Origin of the sequence: Flavobacterium sp. YJ01 (assembly GCF_029320955.1) — a bacterium.
Taxonomy (GTDB): domain Bacteria; phylum Bacteroidota; class Bacteroidia; order Flavobacteriales; family Flavobacteriaceae; genus Flavobacterium.
Genome location: NZ_CP119757.1, coordinates 1,144,041 through 1,165,241, shown reverse-complemented (window position 1 = coordinate 1,165,241; position 21,201 = coordinate 1,144,041). Strand labels below are relative to the sequence as shown.

The 21,201-nt window shown below is 32.1% G+C and carries 19 protein-coding genes; 5 read left to right on the top strand and 14 right to left on the bottom strand.

What is annotated here, in order from left to right; genetic code table 11:
• Positions 1-71: 71 nt before the first annotated feature.
• The 5 genes from P0R33_RS05260 to P0R33_RS05240 form a co-directional block, all read right to left on the bottom strand.
• Positions 72-2,300: a TonB-dependent siderophore receptor gene (locus P0R33_RS05260; protein WP_276174513.1), complete on the bottom strand. Its 2,229-nt coding sequence runs from the start codon at positions 2,298-2,300 to the stop codon at positions 72-74.
• 231 nt (positions 2,301-2,531) lie between these two features.
• On the bottom strand, positions 2,532-3,257 hold the full coding sequence (locus P0R33_RS05255) for a DUF4198 domain-containing protein (RefSeq protein ID WP_276174512.1): 726 nt from the start codon (positions 3,255-3,257) through the stop codon (positions 2,532-2,534).
• A gap of 143 nt (positions 3,258-3,400) precedes the next feature.
• Entirely contained in the window at positions 3,401-5,827 is a 2,427-nt protein-coding gene (locus P0R33_RS05250) for a TonB-dependent receptor (protein WP_276174511.1), read from the bottom strand.
• A 138-nt stretch (positions 5,828-5,965) separates the two neighbouring features.
• The gene (locus tag P0R33_RS05245; protein ID WP_276174510.1) at positions 5,966-7,129 is read right to left on the bottom strand and encodes a PepSY-associated TM helix domain-containing protein; all 1,164 of its coding nucleotides are present in this window, start codon (positions 7,127-7,129) and stop codon (positions 5,966-5,968) included.
• Between the two features lie 85 nt (positions 7,130-7,214).
• Complete coding sequence (locus P0R33_RS05240) at positions 7,215-9,521, bottom strand: TonB-dependent receptor (protein WP_276174509.1); 2,307 nt, start codon at positions 9,519-9,521, stop codon at positions 7,215-7,217.
• A gap of 217 nt (positions 9,522-9,738) precedes the next feature.
• On the opposite strand from P0R33_RS05240, the gene P0R33_RS05235 reads away from it, so the two are divergent.
• Positions 9,739-10,899, top strand: coding sequence for an MFS transporter (locus P0R33_RS05235; RefSeq protein WP_276174508.1), 1,161 nt, complete (start codon positions 9,739-9,741; stop codon positions 10,897-10,899).
• Positions 10,900-11,011: 112 nt separating this feature from the next.
• Here P0R33_RS05235 and P0R33_RS05230 read toward each other — a convergent pair whose 3' ends face one another.
• The 7 genes from P0R33_RS05230 to P0R33_RS05200 all read right to left on the bottom strand — a co-directional run bounded on the left by P0R33_RS05230 (position 11,012) and on the right by P0R33_RS05200 (position 17,170).
• Positions 11,012-11,470, bottom strand: a complete 459-nt coding sequence (locus P0R33_RS05230) for a hypothetical protein (protein ID WP_276174507.1) — start codon at positions 11,468-11,470, stop codon at positions 11,012-11,014.
• Positions 11,471-11,556: 86 nt separating this feature from the next.
• Positions 11,557-12,420 carry a hypothetical protein gene (locus P0R33_RS05225; protein WP_276174506.1) on the bottom strand — a complete coding sequence of 288 codons (864 nt, stop codon included), beginning with the start codon at positions 12,418-12,420 and terminating at the stop codon, positions 11,557-11,559.
• Positions 12,421-12,440: 20 nt separating this feature from the next.
• On the bottom strand, positions 12,441-12,917 hold the full coding sequence (locus P0R33_RS05220) for a DUF6265 family protein (RefSeq protein WP_276174505.1): 477 nt from the start codon (positions 12,915-12,917) through the stop codon (positions 12,441-12,443).
• A gap of 267 nt (positions 12,918-13,184) precedes the next feature.
• A complete protein-coding gene (locus P0R33_RS05215) occupies positions 13,185-15,488 on the bottom strand; it encodes a DNA topoisomerase 3 (protein WP_276174504.1) in 2,304 nt (767 codons plus the stop codon).
• A 128-nt stretch (positions 15,489-15,616) separates the two neighbouring features.
• The gene (locus tag P0R33_RS05210) at positions 15,617-16,135 is read right to left on the bottom strand and encodes a DUF3592 domain-containing protein (protein ID WP_276174503.1); all 519 of its coding nucleotides are present in this window, start codon (positions 16,133-16,135) and stop codon (positions 15,617-15,619) included.
• A gap of 16 nt (positions 16,136-16,151) precedes the next feature.
• The gene (locus P0R33_RS05205) at positions 16,152-16,577 is read right to left on the bottom strand and encodes a hypothetical protein (RefSeq protein ID WP_276174502.1); all 426 of its coding nucleotides are present in this window, start codon (positions 16,575-16,577) and stop codon (positions 16,152-16,154) included.
• Positions 16,578-16,675: 98 nt separating this feature from the next.
• Positions 16,676-17,170, bottom strand: coding sequence for an SRPBCC domain-containing protein (locus P0R33_RS05200; protein ID WP_276174501.1), 495 nt, complete (start codon positions 17,168-17,170; stop codon positions 16,676-16,678).
• A 439-nt stretch (positions 17,171-17,609) separates the two neighbouring features.
• On the opposite strand from P0R33_RS05200, the gene P0R33_RS05195 reads away from it, so the two are divergent.
• Positions 17,610-17,987 carry a GreA/GreB family elongation factor gene (locus P0R33_RS05195; protein ID WP_276174500.1) on the top strand — a complete coding sequence of 126 codons (378 nt, stop codon included), beginning with the start codon at positions 17,610-17,612 and terminating at the stop codon, positions 17,985-17,987.
• A gap of 82 nt (positions 17,988-18,069) precedes the next feature.
• On the opposite strand, the gene P0R33_RS05190 is transcribed toward P0R33_RS05195, so the two are convergent.
• Positions 18,070-18,228 (bottom strand): YqaE/Pmp3 family membrane protein, encoded by a 159-nt coding sequence (locus P0R33_RS05190; RefSeq protein WP_276175690.1) that lies wholly within the window; start codon positions 18,226-18,228, stop codon positions 18,070-18,072.
• A gap of 334 nt (positions 18,229-18,562) precedes the next feature.
• Here P0R33_RS05190 and P0R33_RS05185 point away from each other — a divergent pair, with 334 nt between their 5' ends.
• Together P0R33_RS05185 and P0R33_RS05180 are read left to right on the top strand one after the other, a co-directional pair.
• Positions 18,563-19,723 (top strand): IS3 family transposase, encoded by a 1,161-nt coding sequence (locus tag P0R33_RS05185; protein ID WP_276174499.1) that lies wholly within the window; start codon positions 18,563-18,565, stop codon positions 19,721-19,723.
• Entirely contained in the window at positions 19,720-20,352 is a 633-nt protein-coding gene (locus P0R33_RS05180) for a transposase (protein WP_276174498.1), read from the top strand. The genes P0R33_RS05185 and P0R33_RS05180 overlap by 4 nt, the downstream gene beginning before the upstream one ends.
• Here P0R33_RS05180 and P0R33_RS05175 read toward each other — a convergent pair.
• The gene (locus tag P0R33_RS05175) at positions 20,339-20,575 is read right to left on the bottom strand and encodes a helix-turn-helix transcriptional regulator (RefSeq protein WP_276174497.1); all 237 of its coding nucleotides are present in this window, start codon (positions 20,573-20,575) and stop codon (positions 20,339-20,341) included. The two genes, P0R33_RS05180 and P0R33_RS05175, sit on opposite strands and share 14 nt — an antisense overlap.
• A 259-nt stretch (positions 20,576-20,834) precedes the next feature.
• Here P0R33_RS05175 and P0R33_RS05170 point away from each other — a divergent pair, with 259 nt between their 5' ends.
• Positions 20,835-21,014 carry a hypothetical protein gene (locus P0R33_RS05170; protein WP_276174496.1) on the top strand — a complete coding sequence of 60 codons (180 nt, stop codon included), beginning with the start codon at positions 20,835-20,837 and terminating at the stop codon, positions 21,012-21,014.
• Positions 21,015-21,201 lie beyond the last annotated feature (187 nt).

Sequence of the window (21,201 nt, the reverse complement as noted above, 5' to 3'; positions counted from 1 at the left end):
AAATCCCAAGATATTCTGTTTTCGAAAATGAAATCAGAAAATCTTGGGAAAAACCAACCTAATTCAATGTTTTAGAATTTGTAGCGAAGACTTGTCATAACTTGACGAGGCGCTATCGGGTTCACGCTATAATTTTCGTGAACAGTATAATTTAATTCGTTTGTAATATTTGATAATTTGCAAAGAATGGAGAACTTATTCCAAGTATATCCAACAGATGCATCAATTGTTGTATAACCTTTGATTGGAATTTCTCTATGGTAAATTCCGTCAGGATATTTAACAAGATCTGTGCTATATTGGTCATTCCATCCACCTAAACGATCTCCAATATAGTTTCCAATTGCTCCAATAGACACACCTTTGAAGAAACCATCTTGCACTAAGTAATAGAAACTTAAGTTAGCAGTATTTGCAGGAGTTCTAACAAGACGATCGCCTTCTATAAAACTTCCGTTTAAACCAGATGTTTTTGTGTAACGCATGTCATTGTAGCTATATCCAGCAACGATACTTAAACCTTCTACAGGTCTTGCAGTTACATCAATTTCGATACCTTTACTTTTAGTTTCTCCGCTTAAAACTTTTACGTTTGTGTCTGTATTTACACTTCCGTCAGCTTTAAATTCTGCAGTTTGCGCTAAATTGTTGTTTACAATTTGATAAACAGTAACATTGGTGCTTAATAATCCTTCTAAGAAATCGGTTTTAACACCAGCTTCATATTGATCAATAATAGAAGGTTCAATTGGTTTTAGATCTGCTGTTGTTCCTGTGTTCGGCGTAAAAGAAGTAGAATAACTTGCGAATAAAGAAACGTCTGTTCTTGGTTGGTATATCAATCCGAATTTTGGAGAAAAAGCATTATCTAATTTCTTAGCACCAACGGTTGGAACTGCATTTTCAGGTTTTACAGTTTGAACTCCAGAAGCAAAAGTTTCTTTGTAAGTTGTTACTTCAGCTTCTTGCCAAGACCAGCGTATACCTGCTAATACTTTAAATTTTTCTGTAATTGAAATCAAATCCTGAAAATAGACACCAAAACGATTGGTTTCTGTTTTTGCAATTTGAGTTGCTCTAGCATTTGGAATGTCATTTCTTTGCGTTGACGGATCAAAGTTGAAAAGATTGATTGTGTCATAATTTGCAGGATTGAATGCAAAAGTATAAGCAGTTGCAAATGAGTTTTCCCAATCGGCACCTGTGAAAATCTGATGTTTTACAGATCCAGTATTAAAATTTCCTTGAAGACTTATTTGATCTCCTAATATTTGTTCTGAGTTGTCGTTTTGAACCAATGGTCTTGTCCAATCTCCATTATCTTTCACTGTAGATAATTGTGCTGTAGATTTTGAAGCTCTATCATAAGTTTGGTAAGAACCGTTGAAATTAAGCTTCCAGTTTTTATTAAAATCATGATTTAATAAGACAGAAGCGCTGGCAGATTTTGTGTTTCCATTTGACCATAATGATCCGTAAAAAGTATTACGAGGCAAGTCAAGGATTTTAGTTCCGATAATTCCCGTTCCAAAATCTGGAGTCCAGTCTGCCGTTAAATAATCTCCCTGTACAGTAATCTGCGTTTTAGGATTGATTACAAAAAGTAGGGAAGGATTAATATATAAACGCTCGTTTTTTACAACATCTCTAAAGCTTTCTGAATTTTCGTAAGAACCGTTAAGTCTAAAAGCAATAGATTTATTTAGGCCACCATAAACATCGAAAGCAGGTTTGTAATAAGAAAAACTTCCTATTTGCATTGATACTTCGCCACCACTTTTAAATTGAGGCGTTTTAGTAACCAAGTTAAGAATTCCTCCTGGCGCTACATTTCCAAACAAAAGCGCAGAACCACCTTTTAAGAATTCAACCTTATCTAAACCAGAAACATCTGGAATTGATCCTGCGTTGTAACGGAAACCGTTTTTAAACATATTATTGGCAGACATATCGTAACCTCTTGAGAAAAAAGATTCTTGAGCGCCACCACGAGCAGAACCAACATAAACTCCGTTGGCATTTTTAAGGACTTCACTTAATCTAATAGCTTGCTGCTGCTCAATAACATCAGATCCGATAACTTGTATAGATTGCGGATTGTCCATTGGCTTTAAGCCAGAACGAACGGCTGTAACTGGTTTTGGCTCTTTATTTTTAGTAACAACTACTTCGTTTAAGATTTCTCCTTTTTTATTTTTTACAGTATCATTTACTGTAGAAGTGCTTTCGTTGCTTGAATAATCTTGTCCGTAAGAGGCAAGACTTAATAATCCTAGTGCAAATAGTAAATTATATTTCATGGTATTTATTTAGATTCAATAAAAATTATCGAGTGCAAATATAAATACACCTGCTCTTTAACATGAAATTATGACGTGGTTTTCTTACTTAAACCTTTCTTATTCTTGTCTTAAGATTTGCTTAAGAATTTTCTAATGTTATTTTAATTTTGTATTTATTTTAAATAAAAAAACCTTGCCGTTAAGCAAGGTTTAAATTGAAATTAAATCTAAGAATGAAATTTTCTAAAATTATTTTACTGCAATTTGGTAAGTAGCCATTTTCCAGATTTCATCGTATTTTTTACCATTATGGTCACCAGATGCTTTTTCAGTGTGAGCATATTCTACCATGTAGTTTCCAGACCAGATTGGTGTAAAAGAGAATTCTCCTTTATCGTTTGTCCATAATTCTTTTTCCCAGCCGTTTGGTGCAATAACTTTGATTTTTGCTTCTTTAGCAATAGCTCCATCGTAAGAGGCAACACCAGTGATTTTTGTATCTTTTTTTGCAATATCTGCACTTTCTGAAAAAACAGCAATTTTATTCGTGTTTGATGCAATATTGTTTCCAGCAGCTTTGTTTCCAACAACAACAGTTGCACTCGAATTATAATCTAAAACCATAGTTCCGTACACATCTTTAACTTTATGGTGCATTACGACAGTGTAAACTCCATCTTCGTCTGGTGTAAAGAATGCTTGATATTTATTGTCTAAAGCTTTAGATGTCAATTTTGTTTCTTTTTTAGAAGGAGAAATTAGCACTAAAGAGAAATCTTTTAAATCAGAAAACCATTTATCTGCTTTTGTAATGTCGTTATCAGAGAATTCTCCAAAGTAAATTGAGATTTCTTGCGCTTTACCTTTTGTTCCAGTTGCTTTAGTTTCGATCCAAAGTGCGTGAGCGAAGATTTGCGGTGCAGCAAAAAGCATTAGAAATAAAAAGGTTATTGTTTTTAAAGTATTTGATTTCATAAGATCAAGTTTAAATTATTAGAATGAAATTTTCTACAAACATAAGTCTTATTTAGAATAATTAAAAATAAAAACCATAAAAAAAGCCTCGAAATCCATTATTATTAAATGATTTCGAGGCTTTTTTGTGATTTAAAGTTGATCTAGAATTTATAAGCGAAACTTGCTACAACATTTCTAGGTTTTTGCGGGTTAACAGTTGACCAGCCTCCGTTAAAATAATCTTTGTTTGTAATGTTATTTACATTTAAGCTTACGCGGAATTTAGTTGTGTTATAAAACACAGAACCATTAATAACGGTGTAAGAAGGCAGGATAAATTTGCCCGTAACTTCGCTATCTAAAATGGCATTGTCACTAGCATAATTTCCACCAAAACCAAGACCGAAGTTTTCTAAAGTTCCTTCTTCAAATTTATAAGTTGCCCAAAGATTTACTAAGTTTTTTGGACCAGCCCAGAAAGGTCTTTTTCCTTGTTCTAACCAAACATTATTTTCATCTCCTTTTGTAATTTCGCTTTGATTATAGCTATATCCAGCAATAATGCTTAAACCTTTTATTGGGGCAGCATTCAAATCAAATTCAAAGCCTTGGCTTCTTGCTTCACCACCTTGAGCGCTGTACATTGGATTGCTAGTAACTAAATTAGCAACATTAATGTCGTAATAACTCATTGTCGCAGTTAATTTGTTTGAAAACAAATCGGCTTTAATTCCAGCTTCTAACTGATTGGCGTGTTCTGGTTTAAAAGTTTGAGAACCAATAAAAGTTCCATTACTATCGTAAATAGCACTTGGAGCTATATTTCTGAAACCATTCATATAGTTAGCAAATAATGATAATTGATCTTTAATTGGCTGATAAACAACTCCAAATTTTGGAGATAATGCCGTTTGAGTATAGTTGTCTGTATCGGTTTTAATGTTTCCTTCTGTATCGAAATAATCTACTCTTAAACTTGCCATTGCTAATAATGAAGGCGTAATGTTTAAAACATCAGATGCGTAAGCACTATAAGTTGCATCTTTAGAATTATAATTTGGACCAGCTTCTGCCGCCAATAATTGATCTACTGAAGTCTGGCTAAGATTATATGGGTTTGCAGGATCTATTTGTCTTACTTCGCCTTGAGCGGTAACATTATATAGTTTTCCGTAACCAGAACCAGCAAACATAAGATTACGATCAAAATAATCTAAACCAACAACAAGACGATTTCTCATACTGCCGATTTTAAAATCTCCAATAAAATTCTGTTGAATATCAGTTGTTGACGTTTGCGAATTCTCTTTAGTAATCCAGAAAGCAAAATCGCGATTTCCGTCTTCATTGTCATAAATATAAGAATAGTATCCTCTTGATTTAGAAGATGTTCTTGATAAAACCGTCTGAGATGTCCATTGCTCAGAAATTTTATAAGTCATTTGTCCTTGCAAATTAAATCTCGGATTTTTCATCGGAAGATCGTTGCTGTAAAAAGACAAGTCGGTATTGTAGTTTAAATCGGCTAAGTCTTTAAATTGTAATTGTGAATCTCTTCCTAAAAACAACATAGAAGGCGTTGTTTTTTCTTCAGACATAAATTCTGTATTAATTAAGAAAGACAATTTCTCGCTTACTTTATAAGAAAGGGAAGGAGCTACAAAAATAGAAGTACGGAATCCTGCATCCTGAAAACTGTTTTCTGTTTGGTAAGCCGCATTAATTCTAAATAGCACATCATTATTATCATCTAGCGGAGTATTTACATCGGCAGTAACTCTGTTTAAACCGAAACTTCCAGCTAGATAAGAAACTTCACCTCCAAAACCGCTGTAAGGTTTTTTAGTAACCGTATTGATAAGTCCGCCGTAACTTACTAAACTGCTTCCGAATAAAGTTCCAGAAGGACCTTTTATAACTTCGATTCTTTCAATATTTGCAGGATCTAAAGTTCCGCTTGTAACGCCTGGCAAACCGTTTACAATATTGGCTTGAACTTCAAATCCGCGAAGCGAATAATAAGAACCTCCATCGCCACCACGACCTGTAGATTCCCAAAGTTTCTGAATTCCAGGAACATTTTTTAAAGCATCTTCATAGTTTGTAATCGCTTGATCTTTCATCAATTCAGAAGAAACAATATTGTAGACCTGTGGGTTCTCAACATTTTTTAGAGGCATTCTTGAAACATAAGTACTTTGTTTTGGAAACGCTTTTCCTTTATTATTGGTAATAATAACCTCTTGCAACTGCTTATTAGAAACAGTCAATTTTAAATTAAGAGAATTTGTTTCATTGGTTGTAACTGTAACTTGTTGTTCTAGAGTCTCGTAACCAGTTAAAGAAACTTGTAAAGTGTAGGTATTAGGTTTAACACGATTAAATTCAAAAGCTCCATCTTCGTCAGTAACGGTGCCATATTTTGAATTTTTAAGGATAATATTAACCCCAACTGCATTTTCTCCGTCAGAGGTTGTAATTGTTCCTTTAATTTTTCCCAAATTTTGCTGGGCAAAAATAGTGTTGCAAAATAAAAAGAACAGGCAGAATATGGTACTTATCTGCTTGATGCGATTTGAATAATTCATGGTAATTTTTTTGGATTAATTTTCTGCCTTTATTATTTAGAATAATTAAAAACAAGGCAAAAATAGAAATTATAATTTCCTTAACAAAAAAAATCCACTATTTCAAGGTTAATAAATTATAAAAAAAGAAGCCAATTTTTATAAAACTGGCTTCGGAGTTGCTTTTTTCTTCTTATTTCGTCCCCACCAGATCAGAAAACCTGTTATGGGTAAACTGGCACATACAAGACTGGCAAAGAAAGCTAATACTTTTCCTGGAAAGCCAAGAATGCTTCCAACGTGTAAATCATAATTTATGAATCGAAATTTTTCGCCATTATTTTTGTCTTCGAATTTTGTTATCTTAAGATTCTTGCCTGTATATTGGTCAAACTCCATTGATACGTCATCAAAACGATTTTCGTAACGAATAAAGGTTTGATAAGTTGCTAAAGAATCCTTTTCTTCAGGCGTAAACAAAAAGTAACATTTAGCTTTAGGATTTGCTTTTACAGTCGCTAAATATATTTTATCGTTAGCGTCAATTTTAGAATAATGAGTGGTGTCTGAAACAATTCTTTCTTCTTTTGGATATGTTTTTCCGCCATTAAATAGCCATTGAACTCCTTGATCATAACATCTGAAAGCCCAAACTAAACCCGTTAATGCAATTATTAAAGCGAAAATCATCATATAAAAACCCATAATATTATGCAGATCGTAGTTTTTACGTTTCCATTTCGTGGTATTTTTCCATTGAAACCAAAAACGTTGTTTTGCCGCACTTTTATTTTTGGGCCACCAAAGTATCAAACCTGTAATTAAGGAAATAATAAAAATAATAGTCGCAGTTCCGACAATTGGATCGCCAATTTCGCTATTTAAACAAAGTGTTTGGTGAAGCATTCGCACAAAAACAAAGAACTCAAAATTGTAATCTTCTACTTTTTTTATGCCACCCGTATAAGGATCTACATAAATGTAAGTGGTATGATATTGATTCCAGTACCAAATAGCGTCTTTGTCTACTTCTTCATAAAACCAAGTTTCAATGGTACGTTTGTCATCATTAAATGTTTTACATCCAGAAAAGGTTTGTTTCGGGTGAATCTTTTTATTGGTTTCTTTTGCGATTTCTATTAAATGGCTGATTGGTAATTTTTTATCTTTTACCTGATCAACATAATAATGATTGTGAATTATTGGACGTAATTCTTCTTCAAAAGCGTATAAACAACCCGTGATTCCAAGTATGACAACGATTATTCCAGAAGATAATCCTAGCCATAAATGTATTTTTAGTATTAGTTTTTTAAATGTCATTTTTATAAAAAATTAAAAAATAAAATCGGTATAAAAAGAAACACCTCTGCAGCTAAACAGAGGTGTTACTTTTAAGAAAATGACTTTAGAATTTCAATGTCAAATTAACCAAAAAGTTTGATGGAGCTTGAGAGTTTCCATAGAAATCCCAATATTTTTCATTAGATAAATTGTTGAATTTAACTCCAATTCTCCAAGTCGGCTGATCGTAAAATACGGTTGCATTTGCTGTTGTATAAGATGGAATGTAGAATACGTTATCTTCAAACATATAGCTTTTTCCAACATAATTTATTCCAAATCCAGCACCTAAACCTTTTACAGTATTTTGTAAGGTATAAGTCGTCCAGAAATTAGCAACGTTTTCTGGAGCTCCAACAGCTTTTTTTCCAGTTGCGGGAATAGTGTTATCGTTAAAAGCATATCCAGCAATAATATTAAAACCATTTATCGGATTAGCAATTAATTCAAAATCAAAACCTTTACTCACTTGTTCGCCATTCTGAAATGCAAAACCATCATTGTCATATTGTACAGCATTATCAATTTTGATGTTGTAATAACTTAAAGTAGTGCTCAATTTTTTATTGAATGCCTCTACTTTTACACCAAATTCATATTGTGCCGCGTAAACAGGATCTAAAATTAATCTTGTAGCATCGGGCTGCGTGGCTGGAGGCGAGTTTTGGAATCCGTTCATGTAGTTTCCAAAAACCGAAACCTGATCTTGAACAATTTGATATACTAAACCTAATTTTGGAGATAATGCTGTTTGATTGTAACCTTCTGTACTTTCGTCTGTGTCCAATTTAAAATTATCTAAACGTAAACTCAACATGGCAGATAATCTGTCTGTGAAATTAATAACATCAGAAGCGTAAACACTAAAAGTTTTGCTAGTTGTAACAGGATATGCAGTTTGAGTTAATGTCGCATCAACCGTTTTTCTTCTCATCGGATTAAAAGGAGTTCTCACGTCGATTGTGTCAAGATATCTTGTAACTCCAGAAGAAAAACCACTTTTGTTAAAGCTGTAATTGGCACCAACTAAAAGCTTGTGTTTAATGCTTCCAGTTTTAAACTGACCATTAACGTTTTGCTGGATATTAGTGTAATTATCATAAATAGGTCCCCAGTTTCCAACTCTTCTTGCAGCTTCGTAAGGGTTTAGCCAAAGCGTATAAGTTTGATAACTGCGTTCTACATTTTCTCCCATAAAAGAAAATAAAGTAGTCGATTTCCAATTATCAGATATTTGATATTCTGCCTGAGCAAAAACTTTATTTGCAGAAGTTTTTGCGTCGTTATCATCGTAAAATAATGACTTCCTATAGCCAATTTTCAAATCTCTAGGATTTGTAATTCCAGAGGCTGCGTCATATCTATGGTAAGTACGTCTTGTATTGTTCGAACTGATATATTCAGCATCGATATTAAAAGTAAGTTTTTCGTTTGCCTTAAAAGTTAAACTTGGCGTAAAAGCGACCGTGTTGTTGAAACCATAATCTAAGAAACTCTTTTCTCTATTAACTGCCGCATTCACTCTAAATAATACCGTTTTATCTTTGTTTAAAGGAGTATTTACATCGGCAGTAAAACGGTTTAAGTTGAAACTTCCTGTTGTATAAGATACTTCTGTCGCTGTTGTTTCGAAAGGTTTTTTGGTAACAAGGTTAACGACACCTCCAAAAGACGAAATAGTCGAACCGAACAAAGTTCCAGAAGGTCCTTTTAAAACCTCAATTCTTTCTACGTTTGCAAGGTCTGTAGAAGAACGGTTGGTTGAGGTTTCCATTCCATTTCTAGCATTAATACCCGTTGTAAAACCTCTAAAAGTTACACCAACTCCTCCAGAAGGATACGTAACAGGTACAGATCCTGGAGAGTTTTGTACCGCACTTTTTACATCTATAGAAACTTGTTCTAATAAAAGCTCTTTATGGATTACATTGTAAACCTGAGGATTCTCAAGATTTTTAAGTGGCATTCTAGCTACATAATCCGTTTTTTTAGAAGCGATGCTCTTTTTACCGCTAACTACAACTTCTTGCAATTCTTTGTTCGAAACTTTAAGTTGTAGATTAAGAGCAGTCGTTTCATTTTCGGTTACTGTTACTTGAGTTTCTAAAGTTTCATAACCAGTTAAAGAGATTTGTAGCGTATAAGAATTCGCTCTTACTCTGTTAAAATCGAAAATACCGTCGTCATTAGAAACTGTACCGTATTTAGTGTTTTTTAAAATAATATTTACTCCAGCAGCAGCGTCGCCATCTGAAGTTGTAATTGTTCCTTTGATTTTTCCGTTGTTTTGTTGTGCAAAAATGGATAAGAACGAAAATAAAAAGCTGATAGAAAATAGAAAACGTAAGGTTTTCTGATTGTGGTAATTCATTGCTATTTTTTAATTGGTTTATAAATAGTTTTTATTTAGAATGAATAAAAACAGTGCAAATGTAAAAATTAAAATAACTTTAACAATTTTTATTTTTATGATTTATGGATAAAATTGTTAAATGATGATTTAAGAGCGATTTAGACAAAATCTTATAGGAAGTTGTAGTAAGATAAAGTTTAAAAAGCTTTAGTTTTGCAGTCTGAAAAACAATTTCATGATTTTACATTTCTTCAAAAAAATTCAAAATACACCTCGAGGATACCGAATAGCCAATACTGTTTTTTTCTTTTTGTCAGGTTTTGGATATTCTTCGTGGGTTTCTAGAATTCCACACATACAAGCACAATTACATTTATCTGAAGCGCAATTTGGAGCCGTTTTATTTGCTTTTCCAATTGGTTTAATGCTAACAATGCCCTTTACAGGAAAATTATTGAATAAATATAGTAGCCGTTACATTATGCTTCTTGGAGCCATTATGTTTAATATTGTGCTCTCTTTGCCAGGTTTGGTGGCATTTGTTTGGCAATTGGTTATTGTACTCTTAATTTTTGGAGCTTCACGAAATATCTTCAACTTATCGATTAATGCGCAATCTTTAGAAGTGCAGAAATTATATCCGAAATCTATTATTACTCGTTTTCATGCGGTTTGGAGTATTGCAGTTTTCTCTGGAGCTGGTTTAGGCTACATAATGGTAACGCAGAAAATCGCGCCATCACATCACTTGTTGGGAGTTAGTGTTTTTATGCTGGCTCTTACAGCTTGTTTTTATCCGATGAGTATTCATAATGAACCAGTTCCTGTAAAGAAGAAGTTTTTCTCAATGCCTGAAAAAAATCTTGTCAAATTTGCTATGATTTGCTTTGTTTCAATGGCTTGCGAAAATACAATGTACGACTGGAGCGGAATCTATTTTGAAAACATCTTAAAAGCTTCTCCAAAATTAACCAGCGCTGCGTTTGTATTTTTTGCATCTGCGGTAACTCTAGGACGTATTTTTGGAGATTATGGCGTTATGAGATTCGGAACTAAAAAAATCCTTCTTTATAGCGGAATTCTAATCACATTAGGTTTCGGAATTTGCTTTATTCTTCCGTACGCGTATCCAACTATTTTTGGTTATGTTTTAATCGGATTTGGAGTTTCTTGCGTTGTTCCGCTTGTGTTTAGCATCGCCGGAAGATCTTCAAAATTAAGCAGCGGTTCTGCTTTAACTTCTATTTCTACAATTGGTTATCTCGGATTTTTATTAGTTCCGCCAATGGTTGGTTTTATCTCTGAATACCTAAGCATGAAATGGGCGTTTCTTGTTATGGCGCTTTTAGGTATTTTGATGATTTTTATGGTGAATAAGATCGGGGAGAATGAGTGATTTTTTGAGGTGCTGAGGTTCTGAGATGCTGAGGTTCTAAGGTTTAGGCTTTTGAGGTTCAATTAGACAAAGCTTTCTTTATGTTAATCTCCTAAAATTCTTCAAGTACAATTTATTTTTTATCTATTTCATATAAATAATCCATCCATTTTTGTTTTTCTATAATGTATGAATATTGAAAACTGGACTCATAGATTCGAACTTTATCTTTATATTGAAGTGTATCGACATAAAACAAATCTAGCAGTTCTTTTTGATTAAGGAAATGAATAGAATAGGAACTTGTTGGACAACAGCAATAACCTGTTTTTTCTGCATTCTCAAAAATGATTTCAAAATCTTTAACTTGTTCTTTTGTTGTTTTAAATTCCTTATTAGGAAGATACTTTTCTACATTTATTGTTTTATTTGTTGTAGCTGAGTCGTATTGTTTTATGATAATTTGAGTACTATTTGATAATGTACTATTAAATGAAAAATTATCATAAAGATCATCAATTGTATTTTGAGTTTTTTTACTACAGCTTATTATGAAAACCGAAAACAGAATTAAAAAAATGATCTTATTCATTTTTTTTGATTAATGAAATTTTTTCAATGGATATATAATTGTGCATTCTAAATTTTATGAAACAGAGATCTTAGATACTTAATTTTTTATTTTGATTTAGAATTAAACAAATTTTCAATTTGTATCCTTTCAGCAAAAGTTTCAAGTTGAATGTTTGAAGTTACATTATTAAAAATCGCTTTGATTTTTTGTGCATTTTCGGGATGAATTATTTTGCAACCTATAAAATCATGATTTTCTAAATACTCTCCAAAAACCGTTAGTAATTTCTCTCTTGTAATCAGTGCATTTTCTGTTTTAGTCTTAAACCATTTTTTTTGAACTTTAGTCAATAAAAAATAATCAGCCGAAGGAATAACATTTGGAATATGTTCTGTCCAGCTAGAAACGGTTATTATTTCATTGTTTTCCTTCGTTTTAAAGAAGAACATTTTAGGAACGAAATAGGCATTTCCTAACTTTTGCTGAATCAAATTTCTATTAAAATTGTAGTTCCAAATAGTATTCGATTTTTCAATTTCTAAATAGCTGTTTTGCTCATGGAAATTTACAGAACTAGCATTTAAATTTGTTTTATTCCAATTCTCAAATAACTCCGTTTTGGTCGGTTTATATGGTTTGTCATTTTCAGACTGCGGATTATAAACGTATAAATCTAAATCATTAACTAGTTTTTCTACAAAGTCAAATGCTTCAATTCCAAAGAAACTAGGACGAAGAAAATTTAAGTTGAAAGAAATACCTAAATCTTCAAAGTTTTCGAAATTTTGAGATTCTTCATCATCTTCATTTTCTGTTTTCAAAAAAGTAAAATATACTTCAGTATCAGGATTATGAAAAAACCATTGATTATTTTCTTCTGGAACTAAATTAAAAGATAAATAATACTCAACTTCATCGTTGGTTATCTTTGTTTCTATATTCTTAAAAAAGTATAAATCGTAACTCATATTTTAAATCGGTAAAAAAATTACTTCTTCGTCATAACAAACTTCTCCGAACTCGGTTTTCCGTTCAAATTCCCAGAAATTTCAGCTGTTAAAGTATTATTTTCGCCTTTAGAATACGTGATTTTTTGAGGATAATCATGTTTCGGGTTTTCAAAAACTAATTGTTGTTCTGTTTCAGAAGTCGATGGAAAAAAAACTGGTTTATCTTCGTTTTGACCTTTTACGGTTGCTTTATACGTCAACGTTTCTCCTAATTGTGCTAGAATAATACTTTCAGAATGAATGGTGTCTTTTCCTTTTATAAAATAAGAAATCGCACTAAAAGTACTATCGTTTAATTTTTGCCAGTTTTCAGATAAAACACCGTCTGGCGTTGTATTTTCCCAATTTCCAATTAACCAATCGGCTTTTTTGATTTTATCTTTTTCAACGGTTTCTTTTTTCTGGCAAGAAACAAAAGCTATAGTAAGTGCGATAAGAGTAATTTTCTGAAACATATTTTATAAGGTTTTTGATAGCACTAATGTATGAAAAAAATGTTTGCCACAAATTACAAGAATTTCCACGAATTTATTTTTACATATGCCACAGATTAAAAGGATTAAAAAGGATTTTATTTCACGCAGATTTAGCAGATTCAGCAGATTTATTTCACACCCTGCATTATAAAAATCTGTTATATCAGCTAAATCTGCGAGAAAAAATTTGTGGAAATTTGTGAAATTCGTGGCAGAAAACAAATAAAAATAAGTGGCTAAAAAAAATCAAACGCTAGCACTCAAAATCGAATAAACCAATTCCTTAGTAGGTTTTTGATCTCCGAGTTTTGCACGAACGTCATCAAAAGTCACTTTAAAATCGCAACCCGATTTGTATTCGGCACAGCCATAAGCAGTTTTTCCTTTTAAGATTGTTCCTTTCTTGCATTTCGGACATGTCAAAGAATCTGAACTTTCTTTTGTTTCGGCTTTTTTATCCGTTTTCTTTGGTTCTAATTTCAGTTTGTAATTTTCCTCAAAACGAATTAAACCTTCTGTCGTTCCATAATCGGTTTTAAAGCCTTTTATATTTACTGTAGAACCTTTCTGAACCAATCGTAAATATTGACTTTCCGTAATTTTTTTATCATAAAAAACAAAAGGCAGTACAAAGTCACAGCCCGATTTATATTCACTGCATCCAAAAGCCGATTTTCCTTTTATCAAATTTCCTTTTTGACATTTCGGACACGTTTCTGCTGAAATTCCCGAAGATTTCTTTTTTTCTGCTTTTACAACAGGTTTTTGAACGGTTGCGGCATGCGAAATATTGGCATGTTTAGTTTCGCTTCGTACTTCATAAACCAAAGCTTCAACCATGCTTTTCATATTTCTAATAAATGCAGCAGCGGTGAAAGTTCCTTTTTCAATATCTTTCAATTGTTTTTCCCAAGTTCCAGTAAGTTCAGCCGATTTAACCAATTCATTCTGAATCGTATCAATCAATTGAATTCCGGTTAAAGTCGGTAAAACCTGTTTTTTATTTCGAACAATATATTGCCGTTTGAAAAGAGTTTCAATAATATTCGCACGCGTAGACGGACGCCCGATTCCGTTTTCTTTCATCAATTCACGTAAATCTTCGTCGTCAACTTGTTTTCCAGCGGTTTCCATTGCACGCAATAAAGTCGCTTCTGTAAACTGATTGGGCGGTTTGGTTTCTTTTTGAAGGAAAGAAGGCTCGTGCGGACCTTTTTCGCCCACAACAAAACTTGGCAATAAATCGGGTTCTTTTTCTTTCGCATTTGGATCTTCAAAAACAACACGAAAACCTTTTTTCAAGATTTCTTTTCCAGTTGCTTTAAAAGTAACTTCGGCAGCTTTTCCTATTACTGTGGTATTCGCAACCAAACAATCATCATAAAAAACAGCAATAAAACGCCTTGTAATAATATCGTAAACTTGCTGCTGATTATACGCTAAATTATTTTGAACTCCAGTCGGAATAATCGCGTGGTGATCGGTAACTTTTTTATCGTTGAAAACCTTTGGTGATTTCTTGATTTTTTTCTCCAAAATAGGCTGAGTCAATTCTGCATAATTGCTTAATTTTTGCAGAATTCCCTGTACTTTCGGATAAATATCTCCAGGTAAAAAAGTCGTATCAACTCTTGGATAGGTAATCACTTTTTGTTCGTACAAAGTTTGCGCAATTTTCAGCGTTTCTTCTGCCGAAAACCCAAATTTCTGGTTGCAATAAACCTGTAAACCCGTTAAATCAAAAAGCTTTGGCGCATATTCGTTTCCGTTTTTTTTGTCGACAGAAACAATTTCAAAATCGCTTTCTTTTACTTTTTCTGCTAAGATTTCTCCATCTTCTTTTTTTAAGAAACGACCTTCTTCATAACTAAAAAGTGTTTCTCTGTATAAAGTCTGCAATTCCCAATAGGGTTGAGGTTTAAAATTTTCGATTTCTCTAAAACGATCTACAACCATCGCCAATGTTGGCGTTTGCACGCGCCCGATGGATAAAACCTGTTTGTAACCGCCATGTTTTACGGTATACAAACGTGTAGCGTTCATACCTAAAAGCCAGTCGCCAATGGCTCTCGAAAATCCGGCGTAAAATAAATTATCGTAATTCGTAGATGGTTTTAAGTTTTCAAAACCTTCTTTTATGGCTTCAGTTGTAAGAGACGAAATCCATAGACGTTGAATTTCACCTTTATAATTTGCCTCGTTCATCACCCAGCGCTGAATCAATTCTCCTTCTTGTCCAGCATCCCCGCAGTTTATGACTACATCGGCTTTGTCAAAAAGACTTTTTATGATTTTAAACTGCTTTTGAATTCCAGAATTCTGAACCACTTTAGTTTCAAATTTTTCGGGAAGCATCGGAAGATTGTTCAGATGCCAGCTTTTCCAATGAGGTTTGTAATCGTTGGGTTCTTTTAAGGTGCACAAATGCCCGAAAGTGTAAGTTACTGCATAACCGTTGCCTTCATAATAGCCATCGTGTTTGATATTGGCGCCCAAAACGGATGCGATTTCACGTGCTACACTTGGTTTCTCGGCAATACAGACCTTCATTTTTTCTTTTCTATTTAGTGAGCGAAATTACGTATTTTATTGTAAAGAGGCAAAGGTTCGTAGGCGCAAAGGGCCAGAGGTATCTATTGATTTTTTACTTTTTTTTGCAATTGTATAACTTGTAAAAACTAAAATTTTAAGGTTGAAATTATTTCCTGATATAAATCATTTGCGTCCAAAAGACCTATCACAGAATAAATGATAAGAGCCAAACCAATGAAAATAAACAGAATCAAAATAACGCTGTTTGATTTTCTTTCTTTTATTACAAAATTTTCAGGACTTTTTGCGCTGTAAAGTATTGATATTTTGGTGTTTATGGTTTGTAGGTAAGGCCCAAATCTATCCAAATCAGATGAGCCATGTATAAAAGGCTCTCCTTTAAAATTCTTTCCATCTGCGGTTTGGTATTCAATAATAGGAGTTTTATAACCTTCTTCATCTGATTTGTACGACACGATTTTTCCAATACTTTCGATTCCGTTTTTATGGATATTATCTAAGAAAATATAACCTGTAATAGAATAAACTAAAAACAAGAGTCCAAGTAATAATAAACAAATTAAGATATTATAAAAGCTTAAAGCTACGAAGACGATAAAGAAAATGGCGAAGAAAAAAGTTGCGTATTTTTTATTAAATAACATGTAATGGGTGTTTGACTTAAACTTTAAAAATATCAATTCTTTTCATCCAAGGAATTTCCGATTCTAGAAATTGAAGCTTTGTCTTTACTACTTTATCGCTTTTATCTCGTGGGTTTTTAGTAACAAATCTAGCTTTAGAATTAGTAAAATCTAAAGTGTTTTTTGCATCTAAATCTTCATTTTTATTTGCCGAAAAAGTAATGACATTATCTTTTACGCTCCATTTTCCTTTTCCGTATTTATTTTCTTCCGGAGGAGTTCCGCCTTGCAGTTTTCTATAATAATGAAATAGAAATGTTCCGTCTTGATTTAAGATCAGTTTATATTCAATTATATGTTGTTCGTTAGAAAGTGAACGAGCGTAATCGCCCGAAAACTGACTAGATTGTGCCGATAAACTTATACCAGAAATTAAAAGCAAAGTGATGATAAAGTGTTTCATTTGATTGTTATTTTGTATTTAAATTTTATTGGTTTAAAGTAAAATGGTTAATTTTTATTACTCTATTAGCAAGCTGTTTTTTTCTTTTGTAATAATACTTAATTATTAATCATAGGATTCAGATTGCTGTCTTTATTTCTCAAATCCAATCCGCCTTCGTAAACCGATTTAAGATTGGTCAGATAAAAATGCCAACCGTTTGAACATCCTAATCTAATATATTGTTTAGAAAAATCATCTGTTGGAATATTATGATGACGAAGTTCTACCAAAGTATAACCGTTATTTTCACTCAAATTGATATCGACCAGACAAGTTCCTTCAAAAGTAAATTGCAAATGGTCTTTTCCGTTTGCTAAAGTAATTTTTCCCAGCATTGGATCTTTGTACAAATGCCAAAACCATTCATAAGTATGCCTTTCTGTAGCATTTTCATCTTTACTTATAAGTTTTTGATTCGAATCAAAAAAAGACACTTTCTCTAGAAACCATTTTTCTAATTCTTCAGCTTTTGTCCAAGCATTATAAATATCATTCAGTTTAGCTTTAACTGCTATTTTTTTAGTGAAGGATGTCCAGTCGAAGTTTTCCATTTTAAGGTTTGATTTATTTTGTTTCAGCAGGTAAGTTTATAAATTCTGGAGATAAATTATTTAAAGATTTAAAGATATTGATTTTTAACGAAATAGAAGTTTGTGATTTTATTATTCATAAGAAAAAGTTTATATTTGCAGGATATTAGAATAATTACAATAATGGGAACTGCCAATTTTTATTTATTAAATAGCTGTTTGATGTGCTTAATGTACACCTTATTGTATTTGCATGACGATACTTTCTTAAAAAGTTCAAAAGAGTTTATTCATTTTGCCCTGTCACAACTCTAGACAGGGGATTTTTCCAATTTTATTGCTCATTTATTAATCTTCAATTTTCATTTAAGATGAAGTATCATTGTATTGGCATGAGCCGCTAAATAGCAATGAAGAGTTGTATTGCATTATCAATGAAAATGAAGCAAACAAGAAAGTCATGTCACAACATATTATTTTAACAACAGGAACATACGATTTAATTAAAGACCACGTAAGAAGAAAAAAAGTAACCGTACAGGAAGAAGAATTATTATTGAACCAATTAAAAAATGCTTCTCAGGTATTGCGTAAAAACCTGCCAGAAGATATTGTTTCTATAAATCGAAGAATTACGTATAAAGATCACGTCAATAACGAAGAAAAAACGATTCTTCTTGTTGGTCCAGAAAAAGCAAAAACAAGCAAAAATAAAATTTCGGTTCTTTCAGATGAAGGAATTGCAATGGTTGGCTACAAAGTGGGAGACCTTGTAGAATGGCCAGCTAAAAAAGGAAATTTGAAATTAGAGATTTTAAAAGTAGAAGAAGTAGCCTAAATATGTTTTCGTTTTCGAATTAAGTTAGTAACATCCCGATAGAATTTTTATCGGGATTTTTTTATATAAGGCATTTTTTAGTTCAAGATTTTGATTTTATTGCCTTTATTAATTTCTGATTTCGTTTATTAGCTCTTGAATTTTGTAAAGAAATAACAGCCCAAATTGCCGCAGGAATCCAGCCAATTAAAGTAATTTGTAAGATGAGACAAATAATTGAAGTGAATATTTTTCCTCTCAAAAAGAAAGAAAGAGACGGAAAGAAAATCGCAATTAGTGTCATCATCTTTTTATGTTTTGGTTTAGACTAAAGTAAATTCTATTTTTTTTAGGAATACTTATTTGTATGTGTTTTATTTTTAATGTTACATTTTTATTGAATATAGTTTTCATGATTTAAAGCGCAATGTTGTCGATGTTGGCAATGCTGTGCGAAGTCTCCCGACTTCGTACCCGTTCCAATATTCCATACAGTTTTCAGTTCCAATTTTTTTATTTTTTTTTATTTTTTAATTTGTTGTAAATTAGATGGTTGATTTTTTTTGTTAGGCAGTGTAATAATAAAACTTCTTAATATGAATGAAAATTTTAGACATTACGAACCCATCTTCAAAGAAAATGCAGTTCTCTTAAGTTATATAAGAAATACTGTTTCAGAAACTGCACAAGAACTAGGCGTCAAGCCTAAAATGCTTTCCAAATGGCGAAGTGCTTATTCTAAATTTGCAAAGGGAAGTTTTCCCGGTCTTGGTCACAAAAGAGTTTATTATGAAAACAAGGAAATCTACGAATTAGAAAATAAACTTGCAGAATCCAAACTACGATTAGAAATACTTGAAAAGGGAATTCAATATATGAATAAAGGAAAACATGCAATTTGTAATTTCATAATTCAGAATAGAGATAAATATCCTTTGTATACCATGTTTGAGGTTTTAGGTGTTTCTCATTCTACTTATGATTTATGGACAAAACAACCTTTTTCAAAAACAGAAAGTCGTATTTATCTACTTAAAAAAGAAATAAGCTCCATATTTTTTGAATTCAATCAATATAAAGGATGTGTACTTATTACGAGAGAATTACATAGTCGTGGATTTCAAATTTCTGAAGGACAGGTATCATTTTGGATGAAACAGCTTGGTTTGCGAAGAAAAGTAAAAAAGAAATTTATAGCGACAACCGATTCAAAACATAATTTATTTATTGCGCCAAACATTTTAAACAGACAATTTAAAGTTGATAAACCTTCTAAAGTATGGGTTTCAGATATAACTTATATTCGAATTGATAGAAGATTCTTATACTTAACTGTTGTTATGGATTTGTATGATAGAAAAATAATAGGATGGCATTTGAGTTCTGGACTTTCCACTAAGGTTACAACTTTACCTGCTTTTGAAAAGGCAATAAATAATCGTCATATTTCAGATGGTTTAATATTTCATTCTGACAGGGGTATACAATATGCTAATAGCATTTTTACTAATAAATTGAGTGAATTAAACTGTGCGCGTAGTATGAGCCGCAAAGGTGACAAACTTGATAATGCCAGTATTGAAAGTTTCTTTAATACACTAAAAAGAGAATTAATATATAAACAGACGAGATTGTTAACAGCACGAGAACTGAAGAAAGAAATCATGGAATATATCGAAAACTGGTATAATAAAAAAAGAATCCATTCTAGACTTGATTACAAGACAATTGAAGAGTTCAATAGTATTAGTTTATGAAAAAGAATAGAAAACTATATGATCGAGATTTCAAATTAAAGGCAGTTTTTTTAAGCTATGAAAATGGAAATTCGGCTCAGACAGCAAGAGATTTACAAATAGATAAAAATCTTCTTTCTCTTTGGCGAAAAGAGTATAAAAATTATGGAACAGGATGTTTTCCTGGTTATGGGAATCTAATTTTGACTTCTGAAGAGAAAAGAAAATACAATCTCGAAAAACAAATTAAGGAAACAGATTTGAAATTTGAAATAATTAAAAATGCTAGTAAATATATTTGTCTAGGAAAATCTTCTATTTTTCATTTCATGGCAGAAAATGAGAAAAATTATTCTGTAAGATTAATGTGCGAGGCATTTGGTATAAATAGAGGGACATATAGAACATGGAAAAAAGGCTTGCTTACAGAAACACAGAAATGGCGAATAGCCTTAAAAAAGGAAATAAGTTTAATTTTTCTAGCTTCAAAAGAAACTTATGGATGCCATCGTATTAGAATAGAACTTCAAAAATCAGGATATTTTTTATCACACACGACCGTGCTCAAGTGTATGAGAGAATTAGGTTTATATGTTTCGATAAAAAAAAATAACCAAGTTTTTAGAAAAACAAATATTACAAATCCTTAATTAATTCGCTTGGATGAATTTTTAAAGCTTGTGCAATTTTAAACATAGTACTTATTTTCATTTCTTGAGAACCTTTGATGTACTTTCTTAAACTTTCTACATCCATTTCGGCATCATGGGCAACTTCACGTTGTTTGAATTGATTTTCTTGAATTACACTTTTTATCTTGATTCCCAGTTCTTTTACAACTTCTGGAATTTCACTTTTTCTTTCTCTTTTCATGCAAATGAAATTACAAGTAATCGATTGTTTTTAAGTGAATGTAAACAGTCGGTTGTATGTCGCTGAATTTTTTATATATTTGCTTGTAATTGTAGTTTAAATCTTATAAAAAATAAAATGAGAATTGAAGAAAAAATAGAGGCATTATTAGAATTAGTTAGTAGAGGAAAGTATTTTACCAAACTAAAAACGACAAACTAAAACAGGAAATTCTTTTACGATTCCGTTAGAAGTATCTTCTTATAACGAATTAAATTTAATGGTTTCAGATTTATTAAAAGCAAGTATTATTCTGCTTAATCCAGATGCAAAAGGTTTGTCGAGTTTTACAAAAGACGACAATGTCAACGTAATGACTTTACTTGAAATTGCCTTGCAGTTATTACCTGAAGAAGAAATGGAATTGTTGGATGAATTGTGTAAGTTAAGTTTGAAGTAATATTACGATAGCATATTTCGATAGCGCGGATTTGTAATCCGTGCCCGCAAAGATTGGTTTATATTTTTGAAGATTTTTATTGTGTCTTATTGTTGCGGGCACGGATTGCAAATCCGCGCTATCGGGACGTGTACGAAGTCGGGAGACTTCACACAGCAAATCGTGTTATTTAGGAAAGAATACTTCG

Bases quoted from the DNA above. Each gene is read 5' to 3' on its own strand.
- P0R33_RS05255 (WP_276174512.1), bottom strand. From the start codon at position 3,257: ATGAAATCAAATACTTTAAAAACAATAACCTTTTTATTTCTAATGCTT.
- P0R33_RS05260 (WP_276174513.1), bottom strand. From the start codon at position 2,300: ATGAAATATAATTTACTATTTGCACTAGGATTATTAAGTCTTGCCTCT.
- P0R33_RS05185 (WP_276174499.1), top strand. From the start codon at position 18,563: ATGAATGAAAATTTTAGACATTACGAACCCATCTTCAAAGAAAATGCA.
- P0R33_RS05235 (WP_276174508.1), top strand. From the start codon at position 9,739: ATGATTTTACATTTCTTCAAAAAAATTCAAAATACACCTCGAGGATAC.
- P0R33_RS05225 (WP_276174506.1), bottom strand. From the start codon at position 12,420: ATGAGTTACGATTTATACTTTTTTAAGAATATAGAAACAAAGATAACC.
- P0R33_RS05230 (WP_276174507.1), bottom strand. From the start codon at position 11,470: ATGAATAAGATCATTTTTTTAATTCTGTTTTCGGTTTTCATAATAAGC.
- P0R33_RS05205 (WP_276174502.1), bottom strand. From the start codon at position 16,577: ATGAAACACTTTATCATCACTTTGCTTTTAATTTCTGGTATAAGTTTA.
- P0R33_RS05180 (WP_276174498.1), top strand. From the start codon at position 19,720: ATGAAAAAGAATAGAAAACTATATGATCGAGATTTCAAATTAAAGGCA.
- P0R33_RS05220 (WP_276174505.1), bottom strand. From the start codon at position 12,917: ATGTTTCAGAAAATTACTCTTATCGCACTTACTATAGCTTTTGTTTCT.
- P0R33_RS05245 (WP_276174510.1), bottom strand. From the start codon at position 7,129: ATGACATTTAAAAAACTAATACTAAAAATACATTTATGGCTAGGATTA.
- P0R33_RS05200 (WP_276174501.1), bottom strand. From the start codon at position 17,170: ATGGAAAACTTCGACTGGACATCCTTCACTAAAAAAATAGCAGTTAAA.
- P0R33_RS05170 (WP_276174496.1), top strand. From the start codon at position 20,835: ATGGTTTCAGATTTATTAAAAGCAAGTATTATTCTGCTTAATCCAGAT.
- P0R33_RS05240 (WP_276174509.1), bottom strand. From the start codon at position 9,521: ATGAATTACCACAATCAGAAAACCTTACGTTTTCTATTTTCTATCAGC.
- P0R33_RS05210 (WP_276174503.1), bottom strand. From the start codon at position 16,135: ATGTTATTTAATAAAAAATACGCAACTTTTTTCTTCGCCATTTTCTTT.
- P0R33_RS05195 (WP_276174500.1), top strand. From the start codon at position 17,610: ATGTCACAACATATTATTTTAACAACAGGAACATACGATTTAATTAAA.
- P0R33_RS05250 (WP_276174511.1), bottom strand. From the start codon at position 5,827: ATGAATTATTCAAATCGCATCAAGCAGATAAGTACCATATTCTGCCTG.
- P0R33_RS05175 (WP_276174497.1), bottom strand. From the start codon at position 20,575: ATGAAAAGAGAAAGAAAAAGTGAAATTCCAGAAGTTGTAAAAGAACTG.
- P0R33_RS05215 (WP_276174504.1), bottom strand. From the start codon at position 15,488: ATGAAGGTCTGTATTGCCGAGAAACCAAGTGTAGCACGTGAAATCGCA.